Source organism: Pseudoalteromonas sp. Scap06, from assembly GCF_013394165.1.
GTDB lineage: Bacteria > Pseudomonadota > Gammaproteobacteria > Enterobacterales > Alteromonadaceae > Pseudoalteromonas.
On sequence record NZ_CP041330.1, the window covers coordinates 1,412,512 to 1,428,624 of the forward strand.

Here is a 16,113-nt window from a genome sequence, read left to right on the forward strand (position 1 = left end):
CAAATCATGGTAGATAAAGCATTAGGTGGCGCAGGCTTACGTGGCCAAGTAGCAGGACAAACAGCATTATGTACAGTAGGGCAAACAGGCTCAGGTTTAACTTACTGTGGTTACGACATTAGCGAACTGGCTGAAAAAGCGCAGTTTGAAGAAGTGTCGTTTTTACTTTCTCGCGGCGAGTTACCAACCACAACAGAGCTGGCAGAGTACAAAGCTAAACTTAAAAGCTTACGCGGTTTACCTGAAGCACTAAAAACAGTGCTTGAGAACATTCCTAAAGACGCACACCCAATGGATGTAATGCGTACCGGTTGTTCTATGCTAGGTAACCTTGAAATGGAAAATGATTTTAGCGAAGCAAACGATGCGATTGACCGCATGGTGGCAATTTTCCCAAGTATTATTTGTTACTGGTATCGTTTTACTCATGACGGTGTTCGTATTGAAACACAAACTGATGATGACTCAGTAGGCGCACACTTTTTAACGCTATTACATGATAAAGCACCAAGCGAGTTATTTGCACAAGTGATGAATGTTTCACTAATTTTGTACGCAGAGCATGAGTTTAATGCATCTACCTTTACCGGTCGTGTGTGTGCATCAACGCTTTCTGATATTCACTCATGTGTTACTGGTGCAATTGGTACCTTACGTGGCCCACTGCATGGTGGTGCAAACGAAGCCGCAATGGATATGATTGAAAGTTTTACTAGTGCTGATCAAGCTGAAGACGCGCTAATGGGCATGCTTGAGCGTAAAGATAAAATTATGGGCTTTGGTCACGCTATTTACCGTGAGTCGGATCCGCGTAATGTAATTATTAAAAAATGGTCTGAAAAATTAGCCGCAGAAGTGGGTGACGATGTGCTTTACCCAGTATCAGTTCGCTGTGAAGAAGTAATGTGGCGTGAGAAGAAGTTATTCTGTAATGCCGATTTCTTCCATGCATCGGCGTACCACTTTATGGGTATTCCTACTAAGTTGTTCACGCCTATCTTTGTAATGAGCCGAGTAACCGGTTGGACAGCACACGTAAAAGAGCAACGTGCAAATAACCGTATAATTCGCCCAAGTGCCGATTACACAGGGCCAGATGCGCGCAGCTACACGCCAATTGAATCAAGATAAACATATAGTCCATACAAAAGGTGAGTTACCAACTCACCTTTTACGGCTTTAGCAAATTATGCAAACAATATACCTTCAAATCTAAAGCCTGTCTTGATTAACCCCGTCACCAAATTAGCGAATTTATTATGACCATTATTAATAACACTCAATACCGTAAGCCATTACCAGGCTCAAATGTAGATTACTACGATACCCAGGCCGCAGTAGATGCCATTAAACCAGGTGCTTACGCCACACTGCCTTACAGTTCGCGGGTATTTGCCGAAAACTTAGTACGCCGTTGTGAACCCGATATGCTAACCGATGCGCTTAGCCAAATTATTGAGCGCAAGCAAGACCTAGATTTCCCATGGTATCCGGCACGCGTTGTATGTCACGATATTTTAGGGCAAACCGCTTTAGTTGATTTAGCGGGTCTGCGCGACGCTATTGCTGCAAAAGGCGGCGATCCTGCAAAAGTAAATCCGGTTGTGCCAACACAATTAATTGTCGATCACTCGTTAGCGGTAGAGCATGCAGGCTTTGACCCTGAAGCATTTGAGAAAAACCGCGCGATTGAAGATAGACGTAACGATGATCGTTTTCATTTTATAAACTGGACAAAAACTGCGTTTAAAAATATTGATGTGATCCCGCCGGGCAATGGCATCATGCATCAAATTAACCTTGAAAAAATGTCGCCGGTTATTCAAAATCGTGATGGTATTGCATTCCCAGACACGCTAGTAGGTACCGACAGCCATACACCGCATGTTGATGCATTAGGTGTTATTGCTGTTGGTGTGGGCGGCCTTGAAGCCGAAAGTGTAATGCTTGGGCGCGCATCGTACATTCGTTTACCCGATATTGTTGGCGTAGAGCTTACCGGTAAACGCCAACCGGGCATTACTGCAACCGATATTGTATTGGCTATTACCGAATTTTTACGCGAGCAACGTGTGGTATCGACTTACCTCGAGTTTTACGGTGAGGGTGCTGATGCACTAACCCTTGGTGATAGAGCGACTATTTCGAACATGACCCCAGAATTTGGCGCAACCGCGGCTATGTTCTACATTGACGATAAAACTATTGATTACTTACGTTTAACAGGTCGCGACGAAGAGCAAATTGCACTAGTAGAAAACTACGCTAAAACAGCAGGGCTATGGAGCGACAGCTTAAAAACAGCACATTACGACCGTGTGCTTAAATTTGATTTATCGAGCGTAGGGCGCAACATTGCAGGGCCTTCAAATCCGCACCGTCGTGTATCTACTAGCGACTTAGCTAAAGAAGGTATTTCGGGCGTTGTTGAAAACGAAGAAGGCTTAATGCCAGATGGCGCGTGTATTATTGCCGCTATTACTAGTTGTACTAATACCAGTAACCCACGTAATGTAATTGCTGCAGGTTTATTGGCGCGTAACGCCAATGCAAAAGGTTTAATGCGTAAACCTTGGGTTAAAACCTCATTGGCACCGGGTTCTAAAGCAGTGCAATCGTACCTTGAAGATGCAAACTTATTACCAGAGCTAGAGCAACTTGGTTTTGGTATTGTTGGTTTTGCCTGTACCACCTGTAACGGGATGAGTGGTGCACTAGATCCTAAAATTCAACAAGAAGTAATTGATCGCGATTTATACGCAACAGCGGTGCTTTCGGGTAATCGTAACTTTGATGGTCGTATTCATCCGTATGCTAAGCAAGCATTTTTAGCGTCTCCACCGCTTGTGGTTGCTTATGCAATTGCCGGTACCATCCGTTTTGATATAGAAAAAGATATCCTCGGTAAAGATCAGCAAGGTAACGATGTAACCTTAAAAGATTTATGGCCATCTGATGAAGAAATAGATGCAGTGATCAAGCAAAGTGTTAAGCCTGAGCAGTTTAGAAAAGTATACGAGCCAATGTTTAACTTAACCGTTGATTACGGCGAAGATAACGACCCATTATACGATTGGCGCCCTGAAAGTACGTATATTCGTCGCCCTCCTTATTGGGAAGGTGCATTAGCAGGCGAGCGCAGTATGAGTGGTATGCGTGCATTAGCGGTACTTGGCGATAACATTACCACCGATCATTTATCACCCTCTAATGCGATTATGGCAAGCAGCGCTGCAGGTGAATACTTAACTAAAATGAACGTGCCAGAAGAAGATTTTAACTCGTACGCAACGCACCGAGGCGATCACTTAACCGCACAACGAGCCACGTTTGCAAACCCTAAACTATTGAATGAAATGGTATTGGATGAAAACGGTGAAGTGAAGCAAGGATCGTACGCGCGCATAGAGCCAGAAGGTGAAAACACGCGTATGTGGGAAGCCATCGAAACCTACATGCAACGTAAGCAACCGCTTATAATTGTTGCCGGTGCTGACTATGGCCAAGGTTCGTCGCGCGATTGGGCGGCAAAAGGTGTTAGGCTTGCTGGTGTTCAGGTTATTGCAGCTGAAGGGTTTGAGCGTATTCACCGTACTAACCTTATTGGTATGGGTGTGCTACCACTGGAGTTTGCTGCAGGTACAACCCGCAAAACACTTAGCCTAGATGGTAGCGAAAGCTATGATGTTAAGGGCGAACCAGCACCAGGGGCAACTTTAGAATTAGTGATTACCCGTAAAAATGGTGAAGTAGTCACTGTGCCAATGAAATGCCGATTAGATACGCAAGAAGAGCTCTCTATATATGCTGCGGGTGGTGTGTTACAACGCTTTGCGCAAGACTTTTTAGAAGCCACGCAAGCATCATAAGGACGCATTTTTATGTTTAAACCACAAATTAAAGTGCCAGCGACTTACATGCGCGGCGGCACCAGTAAAGGCGTGTTTTTTAATTTAACTGACTTACCTGCACCTGCCCAAGTGGCAGGTGAGGCGCGCGATAGCTTATTATTGCGCGTTATTGGTAGCCCCGATCCTTATGGTAAACAAACTGATGGTATGGGTGGCGCAACCTCAAGCACCAGTAAAACCGTTATTTTAAGTAAAAGTGAGCAACCCGATCACGATGTTGATTACTTATTTGGTCAAGTCGCGATTGATAAAGCGTTTGTAGATTGGAGCGGTAACTGCGGTAATTTAACCTCTGCTGTAGGCGCGTTTGCCATCAGCAATGGTTTAGTCGATAAAGGTAGAGTGCCTGATAATGGCATTGCTATTGTGCGTGTATGGCAGGCAAACATTAAAAAAAGCATTTTAGTGCATGTACCCATGACCAATGGTGAAGTACAAGAAACCGGTGACTTTGAGTTAGATGGTGTTACCTTTCCTGCTGCTGAAGTAAAGCTGGAATTTATTGACCCTGCTGATGGTGATGGTGCGTTATTCCCGACAGGTAATGTGGTTGATGATTTAGAAGTTCCAGGCGTAGGCACGTTAAAAGCAACCATGATCAATGCTGGTATTCCGACTATTTTTATAAATGCAGCGGATATTGGTTACACCGGTACAGAGTTGCAAGGTGATATTAATAGCGATAATGCGGCGTTAACTATGTTAGAAAGCATTCGTGCCCATGGTGCAGTGAAAATGGGCTTAATTAATAATATTAATGAAGCACAAGCACGTCAACACACACCTAAAGTGGCATTTGTTGCTCCAGCAAAAGACTATACAGCCTCAAGTGGTAAGCACATAAATGCCAGCGACATAAGTATATTGGTTCGCGCGATGTCGATGGGCAAGTTACATCATGCAATGATGGGTACAGCAGCCGTTGCTATTGGCACAGCAGCCGCGATAAAAGGCACCTTAGTTAATGTAGCCGCTGGTGGTGGAGCTATTAATGAAGTTAACTTTGGACATCCTTCGGGCACATTAAAAGTGGGTGCAGAGGCGATTTTGACAGATGGCCAATGGCAGGTTAGCAAAGCAAGTATGAGCCGCAGTGCCCGTGTGTTAATGGAAGGCTGGGTAAGAGCGCCATTTGATTTTTAAACATTGTTTAATAGCTGATGGCTTTGAGAGCATCAGCTTTATAGTTACCATGTAGTTTAAAATAAATCGTTAATTACCCTAAGTTATAGCATTGTTGTTTTTTATGAGCGATAAAACGTTCAAAAGTATTGTTTTTACGCATAATGGCAATTTCATCGTTGATGTCAGCTAAAATAGATTGCCAATTAGATGTATCTTTACTTACTGAAAAATGCAGATTTTTGTACTCAATACTTGGTGATAATGCAACGAGTGCATTTAGCATCACTTTTTTATCTCTATTTGATAAAGGTGACTTGTAAACGCTGGCTTTAAGTACTTCTAAATCGGCAACAATAAGCTCGACGCGACCGTTTAAAAGCAAGTGAATGAGTTGATACTCACTGTTTGCAACAATGGTTTTTACTTTGCCTTGGCTAATCAGTTCATCGAGTTCGTCACTATTTTTATATGAGCGAACTACGCCCATAACCCGATTTTTTACAGAGTTAATACTGCCATCGTAGTCAATGGTGTGATCTTTAAGTGCAACAAACGATAAATCGCCACCTGGAATAGGTTCTGATAGCGCTAATAACTGATTGCGTGTTTTGGTTAAAATATTTTCAGATATGACGTCGTCGGCAATATAGTACTCAGGGAATAATATATCGGCTTTGCCTAGCTCTGCTTCACGAACTGCACGCGCCCAAGGGTAAAACTCAATATGAACGCCATAACCACGCTTAACCAGCATGCTAACTGTAAGCTGGTAAAGCCAGCCTTTATTGCATAGGTTATCGTCTATATAAGGAGGCCAGTTGAGTGTAACTAAACGAAGTACGGTATCAGCATTTAGATTATAGCCATAACCACTTTTATATTTTTTACCTGGAAGAGTAATATTTTTATCGTCAACATTGTAGGTTACAGGCGCAGGATCTGCGTAAGTAAAGAAGGATAAAAGTAAGGCAACGACTAAAAATATTCTCATAAGGATAATGCATTTTTATATGTGCACTTAAGTTTAGTGGGTTATCTGGAATAAACAACTTAAATGTTCTCAGTATTCAAACAATATAAGTATAGCCTTAAAAAGCGATAGCTATTAATATACAAAAATAAGTAACTTAACTTAAATATGACACAATACCGATTTTTAAAAATGATCATTCTATCGTATTAAATGGCACACTTACTGCGTAAAGTTATTTATATAGAATAACTATATGTTATAGCTTTCGTCTTGTTATTACGTTATTTTCAGGCGCCATAATAGAACACTAATTTAATGCAATTGGTATGATAATTATAGGTGTTTTTACTAGAGGGAACTTTTATGGCTAATAAGCCAATAAGTGAAGATAATCCGTTTGCTAATTTATCTGATGTGCAGTGTGAGCACATCCAAAATTGGTATCAAAAACATATTTCTTTAACTTTAACCAACTTGCTAAAAGGTAGTAAGTCTGGCCAAGTAATAGACAGTAAATTAGAGCAGGCGTTAAACGAAGCATTAATAAACAGTAAACAAACCATAACCTATACAGGTGATGATAGTTCGCCTATAAAATTACAAAATGCCAGTGTATTGGCAGAGCTCAAAGATACACGTAATTTGTTTCATGGTGCGCAAGTCAAAATAAATAAATTAGAACAAAAAATAACAACAAGTGCTGACGAAATACAATTACTAGAGGCTCAAAAAAGCGAACTTCAATTAGAAGTACGCAGTTTAAAGCAACGATTAAACCATGTTTTATCGAGATTAGAATCACAAGGCGTCTCGTTTCAAAAAAGCCATTATGTTGGTCGTATATTGGTGCATGCTTTACGAGCAAGCTTTGAAAATTGGCAACAAACGCCCTCTGGTGAGTCTTTCAAAAATCATGACTTTTACAAGCTGTTTCCTCGGGTTTTGTACTCAAGTTTACTAAAAGAGATAGAAAAACTGCTAGGTGGGCATGATTATAATGAAATAGAACGCTCGTTGAGTGATTTTGTATTTCAACAAAAGGGTTCTCCAGTTGAGAATTGGCCGGATGAAGACCCGATATACGAGACACGATTAATTAACCAAAAACAGTCAGAACTATTAATTAAGCTACAAAGCCAACATCAGCAGAGAAAGAACTTTACCGCCTATTTAGAAAAACGTCTTGCTAATACTGGGTTTACTCATAAGCACAGTGATTTACTGATGACTTTAGTTGAGTTTGCGACAAATGATGAGAATAGTAAGTTTTCTAGTTACTGCCATTAATTAGCAGTATTTGTTTGGCTAGTCTGCAGTAAAGGTGTAATTAGAGGTGAATGTTGAAGCCCAAGTTGCTTTAGCCTAGCTGCAATATTGCCTTGCGTGAGTGCTTGCTTTACCCATTTATACAAGGTGCTTATATCTAGCGTGTGGTTTGGGCGAAGTAATAACTGATGATTATAGGTTTGTGCCACTCTCTCAGACACAAGTAGCAAACGCTTGCTTTTTGGATACTTGCTAAAGTATTGATTTAGGTAAGAACGAGTAACAATAGCGCTATCGCTGCGTTTTTTTAATACTAATTCAATACTTCTTTTATGGCTGCTTAATAAAGTCATTTTATATTCGTTTTCAAGAACTGAGGGGCTACTTTCGTAATTAGCTAACGGATAATGGTAGCCTAAAATACCCACCAAGGTTTTATCTGCTAAGTTATCAAACCAGGCTTGAGACTTGGCAAATTGCTTTAAAGCAATAAATACTTCTGTATCTATGGCTACAACAGGGGAGTTACTAATTACATTGTTTCCCTGTAGCCATCCCCAATCTGGGTTCTCAAAAAAAATCGAATCGAATAGGCCATTTTGGTAATCTTTAAAGCGACGAATGGGTGTGGTTAGTACTAATTCAAAATGATAAGAAGGCTGTATTTTATTTAGCTCGCTTATTAATTCAACGGTAAGACCAGAAGCACGCCCATCAACAATTTCTATATAAGGAGGGAACTCATAGCCACCTACTTTTACCACAGTTTTTGCATGAGCTTCTTCAACTGAAAAACCAAGTAAGGCTAGTAAAATGAGCGTAACAAACTTCATAGTTAAATCCTTCCTTAGCGTGCTTTTGATATATTAATTTATAAGATAGTCTATTTGTTAACATAGTATGAATTATCAAGCAATAAATTCTAACTTTGCAGGGTGATTAAATGGATGTTACTTGATATTTATTAAGCAAGTGTAGATCGAGTGCGCTTTTTTGGAGTGTTTTTGATATTGGGGGATTACCCAATGTCGGGTGGCGTGGCTTTGCCACTTAACCGACCTACGTTCCCAACAATTAACGTAGGTTGGATAAGCCGGAGGCGTCATCCGACGATGTTTAGTCGTTTATTATAAGGAGATTTTTTGTGAGATATCGTCGAAATTATCAACCAGGAGGAACGTATTTTTTTACGGTTAATTTGCAGGATCGTAAAAAATCATTACTGGTTGAGCATATTGATTTATTGCGTGAGGCTGTGCGCTGGGTAAAAATGCATAAACCATTTTATATTGATGCGTGGGTAGTGTTGCCTGATCATATGCATGCAGTGTTAACCTTACCCAAAGGTGATAGTTATTACTCTGGACGTTGGCGCGAAATTAAAAAACGTTTTTCTAAAGGCTTGCCTAAAAACGAACATTTATCACTCGCACGCGTTAATAAAAATGAACGAGGGATTTGGCAACGCCGCTTTTGGGAGCATACTATTGTTGATGAACGTGATTATTGGCACCACGTAAATTATGTGCATTTTAACCCGCTTAAACATGGTTTGGTTGAACGGGTTATTGATTGGCCTCATTCAAGCTTTCATAAAGCGGTCGCATCAGGAATGTACAGCCGCAATTGGTGTGGGGAATAATTAATACCTTATATGTGGGTGTTTCCCATACGTCCCCAATAATTAACGTAGGTTGGATAAGCCAGAGGCGTCATCCGACAATGTTGGATAATTCGAAGGCGTCATCCGACGATGTTGGATATTAATCAATATCGGTGCAGGTTTTGCTTTATGTTGGGTGATGTTTGGGGTCGGGGGTCACCAATGTCGGGTGGCGTGGCTTCGCCACTTAACCGACCTACGTTCTTTTTTTGAATTGGTACGACTGAGTGGATTCGAACCACTGACCTCTGGACCAGGTGATCAAGAGTAGGTAGTGCTTTTTCTTTTTTGATAGTGTAGATATGGAGATTGGTACGACTGAGTGGATTCGAACCACCGACCTTGGAGCGGGTGATTAAGAGTAGGTAGTGCTTTTTCTTGAGATGTTTTTTGAATTGGTACGACTGAGTGGATTCGAACCACCGACCCCTACCATGTCAAGGTAGTGCTCTAACCAACTGAGCTACAGTCGTACAATTTTAAATTCTTAAATTAAATATACTTTTAGGGGTGAAGTATATTTGGTACGACTGAGTGGATTCGAACCACCGACCTCTGGACCAGGTGATCAAGAGTGGGTAGTGCTATTTCCTTCAACGTACTTTAAATACATTATTTACTAATTTTGGTACGACTGAGTGGATTCGAACCACCGACCTCTGGATCGGGTGATCAAGAGTAGGTAGTGCTCTTTCCTTCAACGTACTTTAAATACATTATTTACTAATTTTGGTACGACTGAGTGGATTCGAACCACCGACCTCTGGACCGGGTGATCAAGAGTAGGTAGTGCTATTTCCTTCAACGTACTTTAAATACATTTTACTAATTTTGGTACGACTGAGTGGATTCGAACCACCGACCCCTACCATGTCAAGGTAGTGCTCTAACCAACTGAGCTACAGTCGTACTATAAGTCTACATACTATTTAATTCGTCCATGAAGCTTCATCCTGTCGGCGTCCTGCCTCCACCTCGTTCGGCTGCGAAGCTTCGCTTCGGTCCAATCTCGCCCAACTGAGCTACAGTCGTATTGCATGTATTTAAGAGTTGTTAATTGCTTAACAACGGTCGCTAATATATAGCGTGATGGGGAGTGAATCAAGCATGTTTATGCTATTTGAGTTTATTTGCCGTTTTTTTATTCATATTGGACTGATTTCACACGTTTTATAAAATTTTTGCCACCATATAACATGCTCTTTTGCTGACGATTTTAGCTGAGCGAGTAAGTTTTTAGCGTTTGGGTCAAGAAGAGCATTTATCTCTTCACTGCTTACTGCTTGATTAAACCACAGCTGCACATACAGCGGCTGCAATGTTTCTAAATAACCACTAAGCTGCGCTTGATAAGGCTGAATTTGTTTTAAATAATATTTATTGAATATATTACTGACAATTTTAGCTTGCTGCTTGTTTTTACCCTTTGGGCATATATCTTCTAGCGTTAAAGTATTTACAAACTGGGTGGCCGCATGATTTAAGCTAATTTGTTCACGCGCGGCATGAATAAGTTGTTGGTTAAACTCGTATTTGTTAAGCGGCTCAAGCGCTGACAAAATATCATCACTGTTTATTGCCATACTATTTTGGTTTTCTATTAGCTGTTTTATGGTAGTTAGCTTTTTAAGCCCCTCAACTGTGTCGCTAAACCCAGCTGGTTGAGTGCTGAGCTCTTGGCCGGTTAATTGCCAACTGCTGTTGAGCTCGGGTTCACTAAATAACATATTGTTGAAAAACTGAGTGAGCTGAGCTTGTTTTTGAGTTTTTGCCGCAGCAATTTTGTTGTAAATCTTGCTTTGTTTATCCAAGCTATTTAAACAGTTTTGCGCGCTTTGAATAAAATCTATTTGGTACTTCAATTGACTAGCGGCGGTGGCCGTTTTACCTAACTGATTATTATGCTCACTTATTAAAACGTTCAGTTTACATTGGCTAATACCAGCAAGTTCAGTTATACCAATTTTAATTGCGGGCTGAAAGGTATTTTTAGGCGCGACTAACGTGAGTTGTTGCAGTGGATTTCTCTTTGGCTCGGGAACTTGAAAGGTACTACTTAAGCGAGACAAATAAGTTTTATTTGCCTCACTGGGCTGCTCTGAGCAGCCAAAAAGAAATACACAACACACTGCCAGTAACCAACTAAGTGGCAGTGTGTTATTTATAGATTGTTTAAGAGAGAATAAATGGTTCACGTTTAAATCGCCTATGCACTGTCAGCATCAGTAGTACAGCTGCAACTGATAATCCAACGATAATGCCTATCCAAAAACCATGCGGGCCCATTGCTGGCACTATTAAGTCTGTTCTTGCTAATACGTAGCCTAAACTAAAGCCGATTAACCAATAAGAGATAAAAGTAATATAAGAAATAGGCGCGGTATGCTTTAACCCTCTCAATATACCATTTGCAGCTACTTGTAATGCATCAGGAAGTTGATAAATACAGGCTAAAATCATAATTGATGAAGCAAGTGCGAGTACCGCAGGGCTATCGCTATAAAGCTGGCTAATCACATCGCGACCTATAAAAGTAATAAAAGCGATAAATAGGGCGATAATTGCCGCTAAAATATAACTTGTAGACACGGCTACTTTTAATTGGTCTAAATGATTTTGCCCAAATAAATTACCAATTCGTATGCTAATTGCAATTGAGAGGCTAAGAGGCATCATAAATAATAGTGCCGTGACACTGGCTGCAATTTGATGGCCAGACACAGCCACCGCACCTAAGTGCGCAATAAATAAAGGTATACAGGCAAACAATGTTACTTCAAAAAAAGTGGCTAGTGATATAGGAATACCGAGTTTGGTAATAATACCTATGGTTTTAAAGTTAGGTTTTTCAAAGCCCGCTAATAAGCCTTTGGCGTCTACTTTTTTGCTGAGCTGGCAATAAGTCACCTGCGCAATGGCCATAACAGTAAATACGAGTGCGGTAGCGATACCACAACCGGCTCCGCCAAAAGCTGGTAGGCCAAATAAGCCATTGATAAAAATATAATTGAGTGGAATGTTTACCGCAAGCCCTAGTAGGCTAATATAAAATGCAGGCTTGGTCATCCCCATGCCTTCGGTCATATTTCTATAAACGGTAAAAATTAAAAAGCCAAACACACCCCACTTAACAAAATGAATGTAGTCAAAGGCAAGTCCAGCAATTGCTGGGGTGGTGTTTAGCTGTAAAATAACAGTATTGGCAAGCTGCGCCGCACTAAAACCAGCAATACTTAAAAGGAGTGTTAAATAAAGGGCTTGCTGAAAATAATGGCTGATGCCGTTACGATCTTTAGCACCAGCGAATTGGGCAATAACGCCCGTTAATGCTAATAAAACCCCTTGTATTGCTAATAAAATTGGGTTCCATATCCCCGTTGCAATTGATAGTGCAGCTAAATCGGTAGGGCTCACTTGTCCGGCCATAATGGTGTCAACCACAGACATTAGTACTAAAGTTACTTGTGCTAAAAAAACGGGAACGGCAAGAGAAAGTAAACGTTTGGCTTCCCAACTACAAAAAGTCATAAAAAACAGCTATTCAGAAAAACATAGTCGCATTGTAATCTATTGTGATCAGCCAAGCTATGCTGGTGGTCGGTGTTTGTATTTAATTCATCTTGGTGGTGAAAATAACCATGAATAAGTGCTATTAAGTGAATGATTTTGTCTTTTGATACGTTAAACTAGTACTTTGTAAGAAATAGAAGCGATTTTTATGTTTACCGGTATTATTCAAACTCAAGCAACGGTAGTTTCTAAAACCCATGCACAGGGCGTATTGCGTCTGGTAGTTTCTGTCAATGAGCAATACGTGAAGCATTTAGACTTAGGTGCCAGCATCGCTATAAATGGTTGCTGTTTGACTGTGGTAAAAGTAGAGCTAAGTAATCACGATGTGGTTGCTCAAGTGCATTTTGATGTTATTGACGAAACTCTGCAGCTAACTAATCTTGGGCAACTGGAATTGGGTAGTTTAGTTAATTACGAGCGTTCAGTGTCATTTGGTACTGAGTTGGGTGGGCATATTGTATCTGGACATATTCATTGCACCGCAAAAATTGCGCAAATAGTGAAGTTAGAAAACAACTACAAAATACAGCTCAGCCTGCCACAAAAATGGCAAAAATATGTGTTATACAAAGGATTTGTATCTGTTAATGGTGCAAGTTTAACGGTGGGTAATATTGATGAGTTTGGCTTTTGGTTGCATCTAATACCAGAAACACTCGATATAACTAATTTAGGTGAAGCCGTTGTGGGTGATGAGTTTAATATTGAAGTCGACCAGCAAACCTACACAATTATAAACACCGTTGAAAACTACATGCGCCAACATAGCTAAAATATTTGTTCGTCATCGCTGTCCACATGTAACTCTAACTTGTTACGTGCATAGTCTATATGCATGTTCAAGTGTATAAGGTTACAACAGGCACTACATTCTTCATAGTAGTCTTGATCGCCCATACTGGCATCGAGATCTAAATGAATATGGTGTCCACAATGTGGACAGGCGATGCGTTGTGATAAAAAGTCTTTCATAATAACACCTCATAAAAACTAAGTTTTTTTACGTGGGTAGCACACAACGGGCTTACACTAAATATAGTGCTTATATCTTGTTTACTGCATTTATTTTAGTTTACGAGTTTAGTCTAGTAAGTTTATTAGTTTATCAACGTGCTCTTTAGCCTGATTTAGATAATGACCCGCAAAAATGTTAGCGTTGTTTAAAACAGGGTAAAGCTGATAAACAAGCTTACGTTGCTCATAACCCTGTGCTAAAGGGTAGTGGTGCTTGTAGGTATCATAAAAATCCTCTGGAAGGGGAGCATAGAGCTCGCTCATAGCAATATCGACTTCCCGATCACCGTAATAGCAGGCGGGGTCAAACAAGGTCGGAATGTTATTTACAAAGCCCAGGTTACCACGCCAAAAATCGCCATGTAATAATGAGGGTAAAACATGATGATTATGCAGTGTCTCTTTTACTAAATTTATTAGTTGTTCGGGGTCTGAAAGTACAATGTCTTTTTCAGCTAATAGTTGTAATTGCCAACCAATACGTTCTTCTGCAAAAAATACATCCCATTTTTTATGCCACTGATTAGGCTGAAGCGTTGAGCTTAAATAATTGTCGGTATCAAAACCAAACATCGCTTGCTGGTGTTTTTGATGTAACATGGCAAGATGCTCCCCCATAGTTGACCAATGAGTGTGGGGAAGCTCGTCAAATGTAAGCCATTCTAATACAATGAAGGCGTATTCTATATTGGCCCCAGTTATAATACAGTCTGGCACCATAAATACACTGTTTTGAGTAAGCTGTTTTAAGCCTTGAGCTTGAGCCTCAAAGCGCTCTAGCTCATGTTTTTGCCCAACTTTAACTAAGTAATTGTGCTTGCCATCGCTTAAATGAAACAACTTATCGGTGGATGTGTTTTGCAACTGACGTTTATGGGTGTGTTTAAAATCATAATGGATAGCCTGGCTGATCTCTTGATTGATTGTTTTCCACATAACAATAGTCACCTTTTAAACCTATAAATAAACTATGGCAAAAAGGGATTAAATAAACAAATTAATCGGTGTAAAATTAATACTATCAATTTCTGATACAAATCACTGAAATGGAATAAAAATGAATAAAAGTTTTATCACTAACTTATTAGCAGCGTGTTGTGTTGTTATTGGTTTTGTATTTGAACAAACCATTGTACTTTCTGTGGGCTTATTTGCACTCTCCGGTGCAGTTACAAACTTACTCGCTATTCATATGCTGTTTGAAAAAGTGCCGTTTTTATATGGTTCGGGTGTGATTGCACTTAAGTTTGAAAGTTTTAAAGTGGCTATAAGAAACTTAATACTTACGGAGTTCTTTTCTGAGCATAAAATAGACAAGCTTCTAAGCAAGGCTCAACCAACGATAGACTTTGAGTCAGTTATTTATAAGGTGGATTTAAATCCCGCATTCGATAATTTGTTAGTGGTTATTGAGCAATCACAATTTGGTAGCATGCTTGCAATGTTTGGCGGCACTGAAGCCGTTGAGCCAATGCGAGAAAAGTTTATTGAAAAAATGCAATCATCACTGGTGCAAATAAGCGACACCGACGATTTTAAAACACTATTAAGCGATATGTTAACCCAAGGTAATAACGCGGAAAGTTTGCATAATACGGTGCTTAAGTTAGTGGATGAACGCTTAGATGAACTCACCCCTAAAATGGTGAAAGAAATAATTCAAACCATGATCCGCGAACACTTAGGTTGGCTCGTTGTATGGGGTGGGGTGTTTGGTGGCTTATTTGGTTTGTTGGCAGCGCTTATTTAATAATAAATATACGTTAAGCAGGTACTAAGCCCTGCTTAACGTGTTTGACTCGAGTAAATTAAACGCATTTAAAACCTGTAATATTATTTAGACCCCGCCATAATAACCACAAGCGGTTTGTTTGCTTTTGCTAAATCTCTTATTGACGTACTAGTAGATGCTTCAATATTTAAAAAGCGTGCTGATTTATTTAAATCATACAGCGTTACAAAGTCACCCACTGATAAATCATTACAGAGTAATTTTTTGCTAATTACATGTTTATCTATACGTAGATCTTTCATTGTTCTGAGCAGTGTCAGTCTTTTGTTAGATGCAACGGCCATGCAAGCTTGGGTACCGGGTGATGAATCAGCGGCAACAAAAGTGGCCGCCATTACAGGAGCTGTTAATGTTGCTGCGCCCAATAATACAGTTGAATATAGAGTTGCTTTGAAAGAAATCATAGTATTTGCCTCTTTGTTTATATGCAACTTAAGTATTGCTTAATGTAGCCGAAATGTTGTTAACTGAATGGGGTAAGCTGTAAGAAGATGTGTATATAAATTGTGCAATTTTGTAGGTGTATGAAAAGTTGTTCATAAGTAACCTGAATTATGGATAATAAATCTATCTCAAGCAGCTATTTTCAGCGCTAACTGCGTTGAATTTACTTGCAATAGGCTCGCTATTGACGCGAAAATTCGCCTTGTTTTCACTGTAAATTTCTGGCTGGAGAAAACAAACCAAATTATTAATATAATTCAATATTTTAGTAAATCTCTTAACCAGAGTTCAGGTTAAGTAATTTATTTTTGACACACTTTAGCGTTTTCCTACTGAAATATTTTTTCAGGCT

General features: G+C 39.9%; 14 protein-coding genes and 2 tRNA genes. 7 read left to right on the top strand and 9 right to left on the bottom strand.

Annotated features, from left to right (window positions below):
- The first annotated feature begins 6 nt into the window (after nucleotides 1–6).
- The 3 genes from prpC to prpF all read left to right on the top strand — a co-directional run bounded on the left by prpC (nucleotide 7) and on the right by prpF (nucleotide 5,054).
- On the top strand, nucleotides 7–1,131 hold the full coding sequence (prpC, locus tag FLM47_RS06475; RefSeq protein ID WP_138609386.1) for a 2-methylcitrate synthase: 1,125 nt from the start codon (nucleotides 7–9) through the stop codon (nucleotides 1,129–1,131).
- 128 nt (nucleotides 1,132–1,259) lie between these two features.
- A complete protein-coding gene (acnD, locus tag FLM47_RS06480) occupies nucleotides 1,260–3,869 on the top strand; it encodes a Fe/S-dependent 2-methylisocitrate dehydratase AcnD (RefSeq protein WP_178955813.1) in 2,610 nt (869 codons plus the stop codon).
- Between the two features lie 12 nt (nucleotides 3,870–3,881).
- On the top strand, nucleotides 3,882–5,054 hold the full coding sequence (prpF, locus tag FLM47_RS06485) for a 2-methylaconitate cis-trans isomerase PrpF (RefSeq protein ID WP_178955814.1): 1,173 nt from the start codon (nucleotides 3,882–3,884) through the stop codon (nucleotides 5,052–5,054).
- Between the two features lie 73 nt (nucleotides 5,055–5,127).
- On the opposite strand, the gene FLM47_RS06490 is transcribed toward prpF, so the two are convergent.
- Nucleotides 5,128–6,027, bottom strand: a complete 900-nt coding sequence (locus FLM47_RS06490; RefSeq protein ID WP_178955815.1) for an ABC transporter substrate-binding protein — start codon at nucleotides 6,025–6,027, stop codon at nucleotides 5,128–5,130.
- Nucleotides 6,028–6,372: 345 nt separating this feature from the next.
- On the opposite strand from FLM47_RS06490, the gene FLM47_RS06495 reads away from it, so the two are divergent.
- Entirely contained in the window at nucleotides 6,373–7,296 is a 924-nt protein-coding gene (locus FLM47_RS06495; RefSeq protein WP_178955816.1) for a hypothetical protein, read from the top strand.
- On the opposite strand, the gene FLM47_RS06500 is transcribed toward FLM47_RS06495, so the two are convergent.
- Nucleotides 7,293–8,108 (bottom strand): amino acid ABC transporter substrate-binding protein, encoded by an 816-nt coding sequence (locus tag FLM47_RS06500; RefSeq protein WP_178955818.1) that lies wholly within the window; start codon nucleotides 8,106–8,108, stop codon nucleotides 7,293–7,295. The genes FLM47_RS06495 and FLM47_RS06500 overlap by 4 nt on opposite strands.
- Nucleotides 8,109–8,419: 311 nt before the next feature.
- On the opposite strand from FLM47_RS06500, the gene FLM47_RS06505 reads away from it, so the two are divergent.
- Nucleotides 8,420–8,917, top strand: a complete 498-nt coding sequence (locus tag FLM47_RS06505; RefSeq protein ID WP_178955820.1) for a transposase — start codon at nucleotides 8,420–8,422, stop codon at nucleotides 8,915–8,917.
- Between the two features lie 417 nt (nucleotides 8,918–9,334).
- Here the strand turns inward: FLM47_RS06505 and FLM47_RS06510 are convergent.
- The 4 genes from FLM47_RS06510 to FLM47_RS06525 all read right to left on the bottom strand — a co-directional run bounded on the left by FLM47_RS06510 (nucleotide 9,335) and on the right by FLM47_RS06525 (nucleotide 12,466).
- Nucleotides 9,335–9,411: transfer RNA gene (locus tag FLM47_RS06510), tRNA-Val, on the bottom strand.
- 359 nt (nucleotides 9,412–9,770) lie between these two features.
- A tRNA-Val gene (locus FLM47_RS06515) sits at nucleotides 9,771–9,847 on the bottom strand.
- 236 nt (nucleotides 9,848–10,083) lie between these two features.
- Nucleotides 10,084–11,133: a DUF3080 family protein gene (locus FLM47_RS06520; protein ID WP_178955822.1), complete on the bottom strand. Its 1,050-nt coding sequence runs from the start codon at nucleotides 11,131–11,133 to the stop codon at nucleotides 10,084–10,086.
- Nucleotides 11,111–12,466: an MATE family efflux transporter gene (locus tag FLM47_RS06525; protein WP_178955824.1), complete on the bottom strand. Its 1,356-nt coding sequence runs from the start codon at nucleotides 12,464–12,466 to the stop codon at nucleotides 11,111–11,113. The genes FLM47_RS06520 and FLM47_RS06525 overlap by 23 nt, the downstream gene beginning before the upstream one ends.
- A gap of 190 nt (nucleotides 12,467–12,656) precedes the next feature.
- On the opposite strand from FLM47_RS06525, the gene FLM47_RS06530 reads away from it, so the two are divergent.
- Nucleotides 12,657–13,283 (top strand): riboflavin synthase, encoded by a 627-nt coding sequence (locus tag FLM47_RS06530; protein ID WP_054200746.1) that lies wholly within the window; start codon nucleotides 12,657–12,659, stop codon nucleotides 13,281–13,283.
- Here the strand turns inward: FLM47_RS06530 and FLM47_RS06535 are convergent.
- Both FLM47_RS06535 and FLM47_RS06540 read right to left on the bottom strand, forming a co-directional pair.
- Entirely contained in the window at nucleotides 13,280–13,483 is a 204-nt protein-coding gene (locus tag FLM47_RS06535; RefSeq protein ID WP_008464077.1) for a CPXCG motif-containing cysteine-rich protein, read from the bottom strand. The genes FLM47_RS06530 and FLM47_RS06535 overlap by 4 nt on opposite strands.
- Nucleotides 13,484–13,591: 108 nt before the next feature.
- Nucleotides 13,592–14,461: a fructosamine kinase family protein gene (locus FLM47_RS06540; RefSeq protein WP_138604918.1), complete on the bottom strand. Its 870-nt coding sequence runs from the start codon at nucleotides 14,459–14,461 to the stop codon at nucleotides 13,592–13,594.
- Nucleotides 14,462–14,582: 121 nt separating this feature from the next.
- Here FLM47_RS06540 and FLM47_RS06545 point away from each other — a divergent pair, with 121 nt between their 5' ends.
- A complete protein-coding gene (locus FLM47_RS06545) occupies nucleotides 14,583–15,275 on the top strand; it encodes a DUF445 domain-containing protein (RefSeq protein ID WP_178955826.1) in 693 nt (230 codons plus the stop codon).
- Between the two features lie 83 nt (nucleotides 15,276–15,358).
- Here the strand turns inward: FLM47_RS06545 and FLM47_RS06550 are convergent, their stop codons facing one another.
- Nucleotides 15,359–15,721: a DUF3718 domain-containing protein gene (locus FLM47_RS06550; RefSeq protein ID WP_178955828.1), complete on the bottom strand. Its 363-nt coding sequence runs from the start codon at nucleotides 15,719–15,721 to the stop codon at nucleotides 15,359–15,361.
- Between the last annotated feature and the right edge of the window lie 392 nt (nucleotides 15,722–16,113).

Bases quoted from the DNA above. Each gene is read 5' to 3' on its own strand.
- FLM47_RS06530 (WP_054200746.1), top strand. From the start codon at position 12,657: ATGTTTACCGGTATTATTCAAACTCAAGCAACGGTAGTTTCTAAAACC.
- prpF (WP_178955814.1), top strand. From the start codon at position 3,882: ATGTTTAAACCACAAATTAAAGTGCCAGCGACTTACATGCGCGGCGGC.
- FLM47_RS06550 (WP_178955828.1), bottom strand. From the start codon at position 15,721: ATGATTTCTTTCAAAGCAACTCTATATTCAACTGTATTATTGGGCGCA.
- FLM47_RS06495 (WP_178955816.1), top strand. From the start codon at position 6,373: ATGGCTAATAAGCCAATAAGTGAAGATAATCCGTTTGCTAATTTATCT.
- FLM47_RS06525 (WP_178955824.1), bottom strand. From the start codon at position 12,466: ATGACTTTTTGTAGTTGGGAAGCCAAACGTTTACTTTCTCTTGCCGTT.
- FLM47_RS06490 (WP_178955815.1), bottom strand. From the start codon at position 6,027: ATGAGAATATTTTTAGTCGTTGCCTTACTTTTATCCTTCTTTACTTAC.
- FLM47_RS06540 (WP_138604918.1), bottom strand. From the start codon at position 14,461: ATGTGGAAAACAATCAATCAAGAGATCAGCCAGGCTATCCATTATGAT.
- FLM47_RS06535 (WP_008464077.1), bottom strand. From the start codon at position 13,483: ATGAAAGACTTTTTATCACAACGCATCGCCTGTCCACATTGTGGACAC.
- prpC (WP_138609386.1), top strand. From the start codon at position 7: ATGGTAGATAAAGCATTAGGTGGCGCAGGCTTACGTGGCCAAGTAGCA.
- FLM47_RS06500 (WP_178955818.1), bottom strand. From the start codon at position 8,108: ATGAAGTTTGTTACGCTCATTTTACTAGCCTTACTTGGTTTTTCAGTT.
- acnD (WP_178955813.1), top strand. From the start codon at position 1,260: ATGACCATTATTAATAACACTCAATACCGTAAGCCATTACCAGGCTCA.
- FLM47_RS06545 (WP_178955826.1), top strand. From the start codon at position 14,583: ATGAATAAAAGTTTTATCACTAACTTATTAGCAGCGTGTTGTGTTGTT.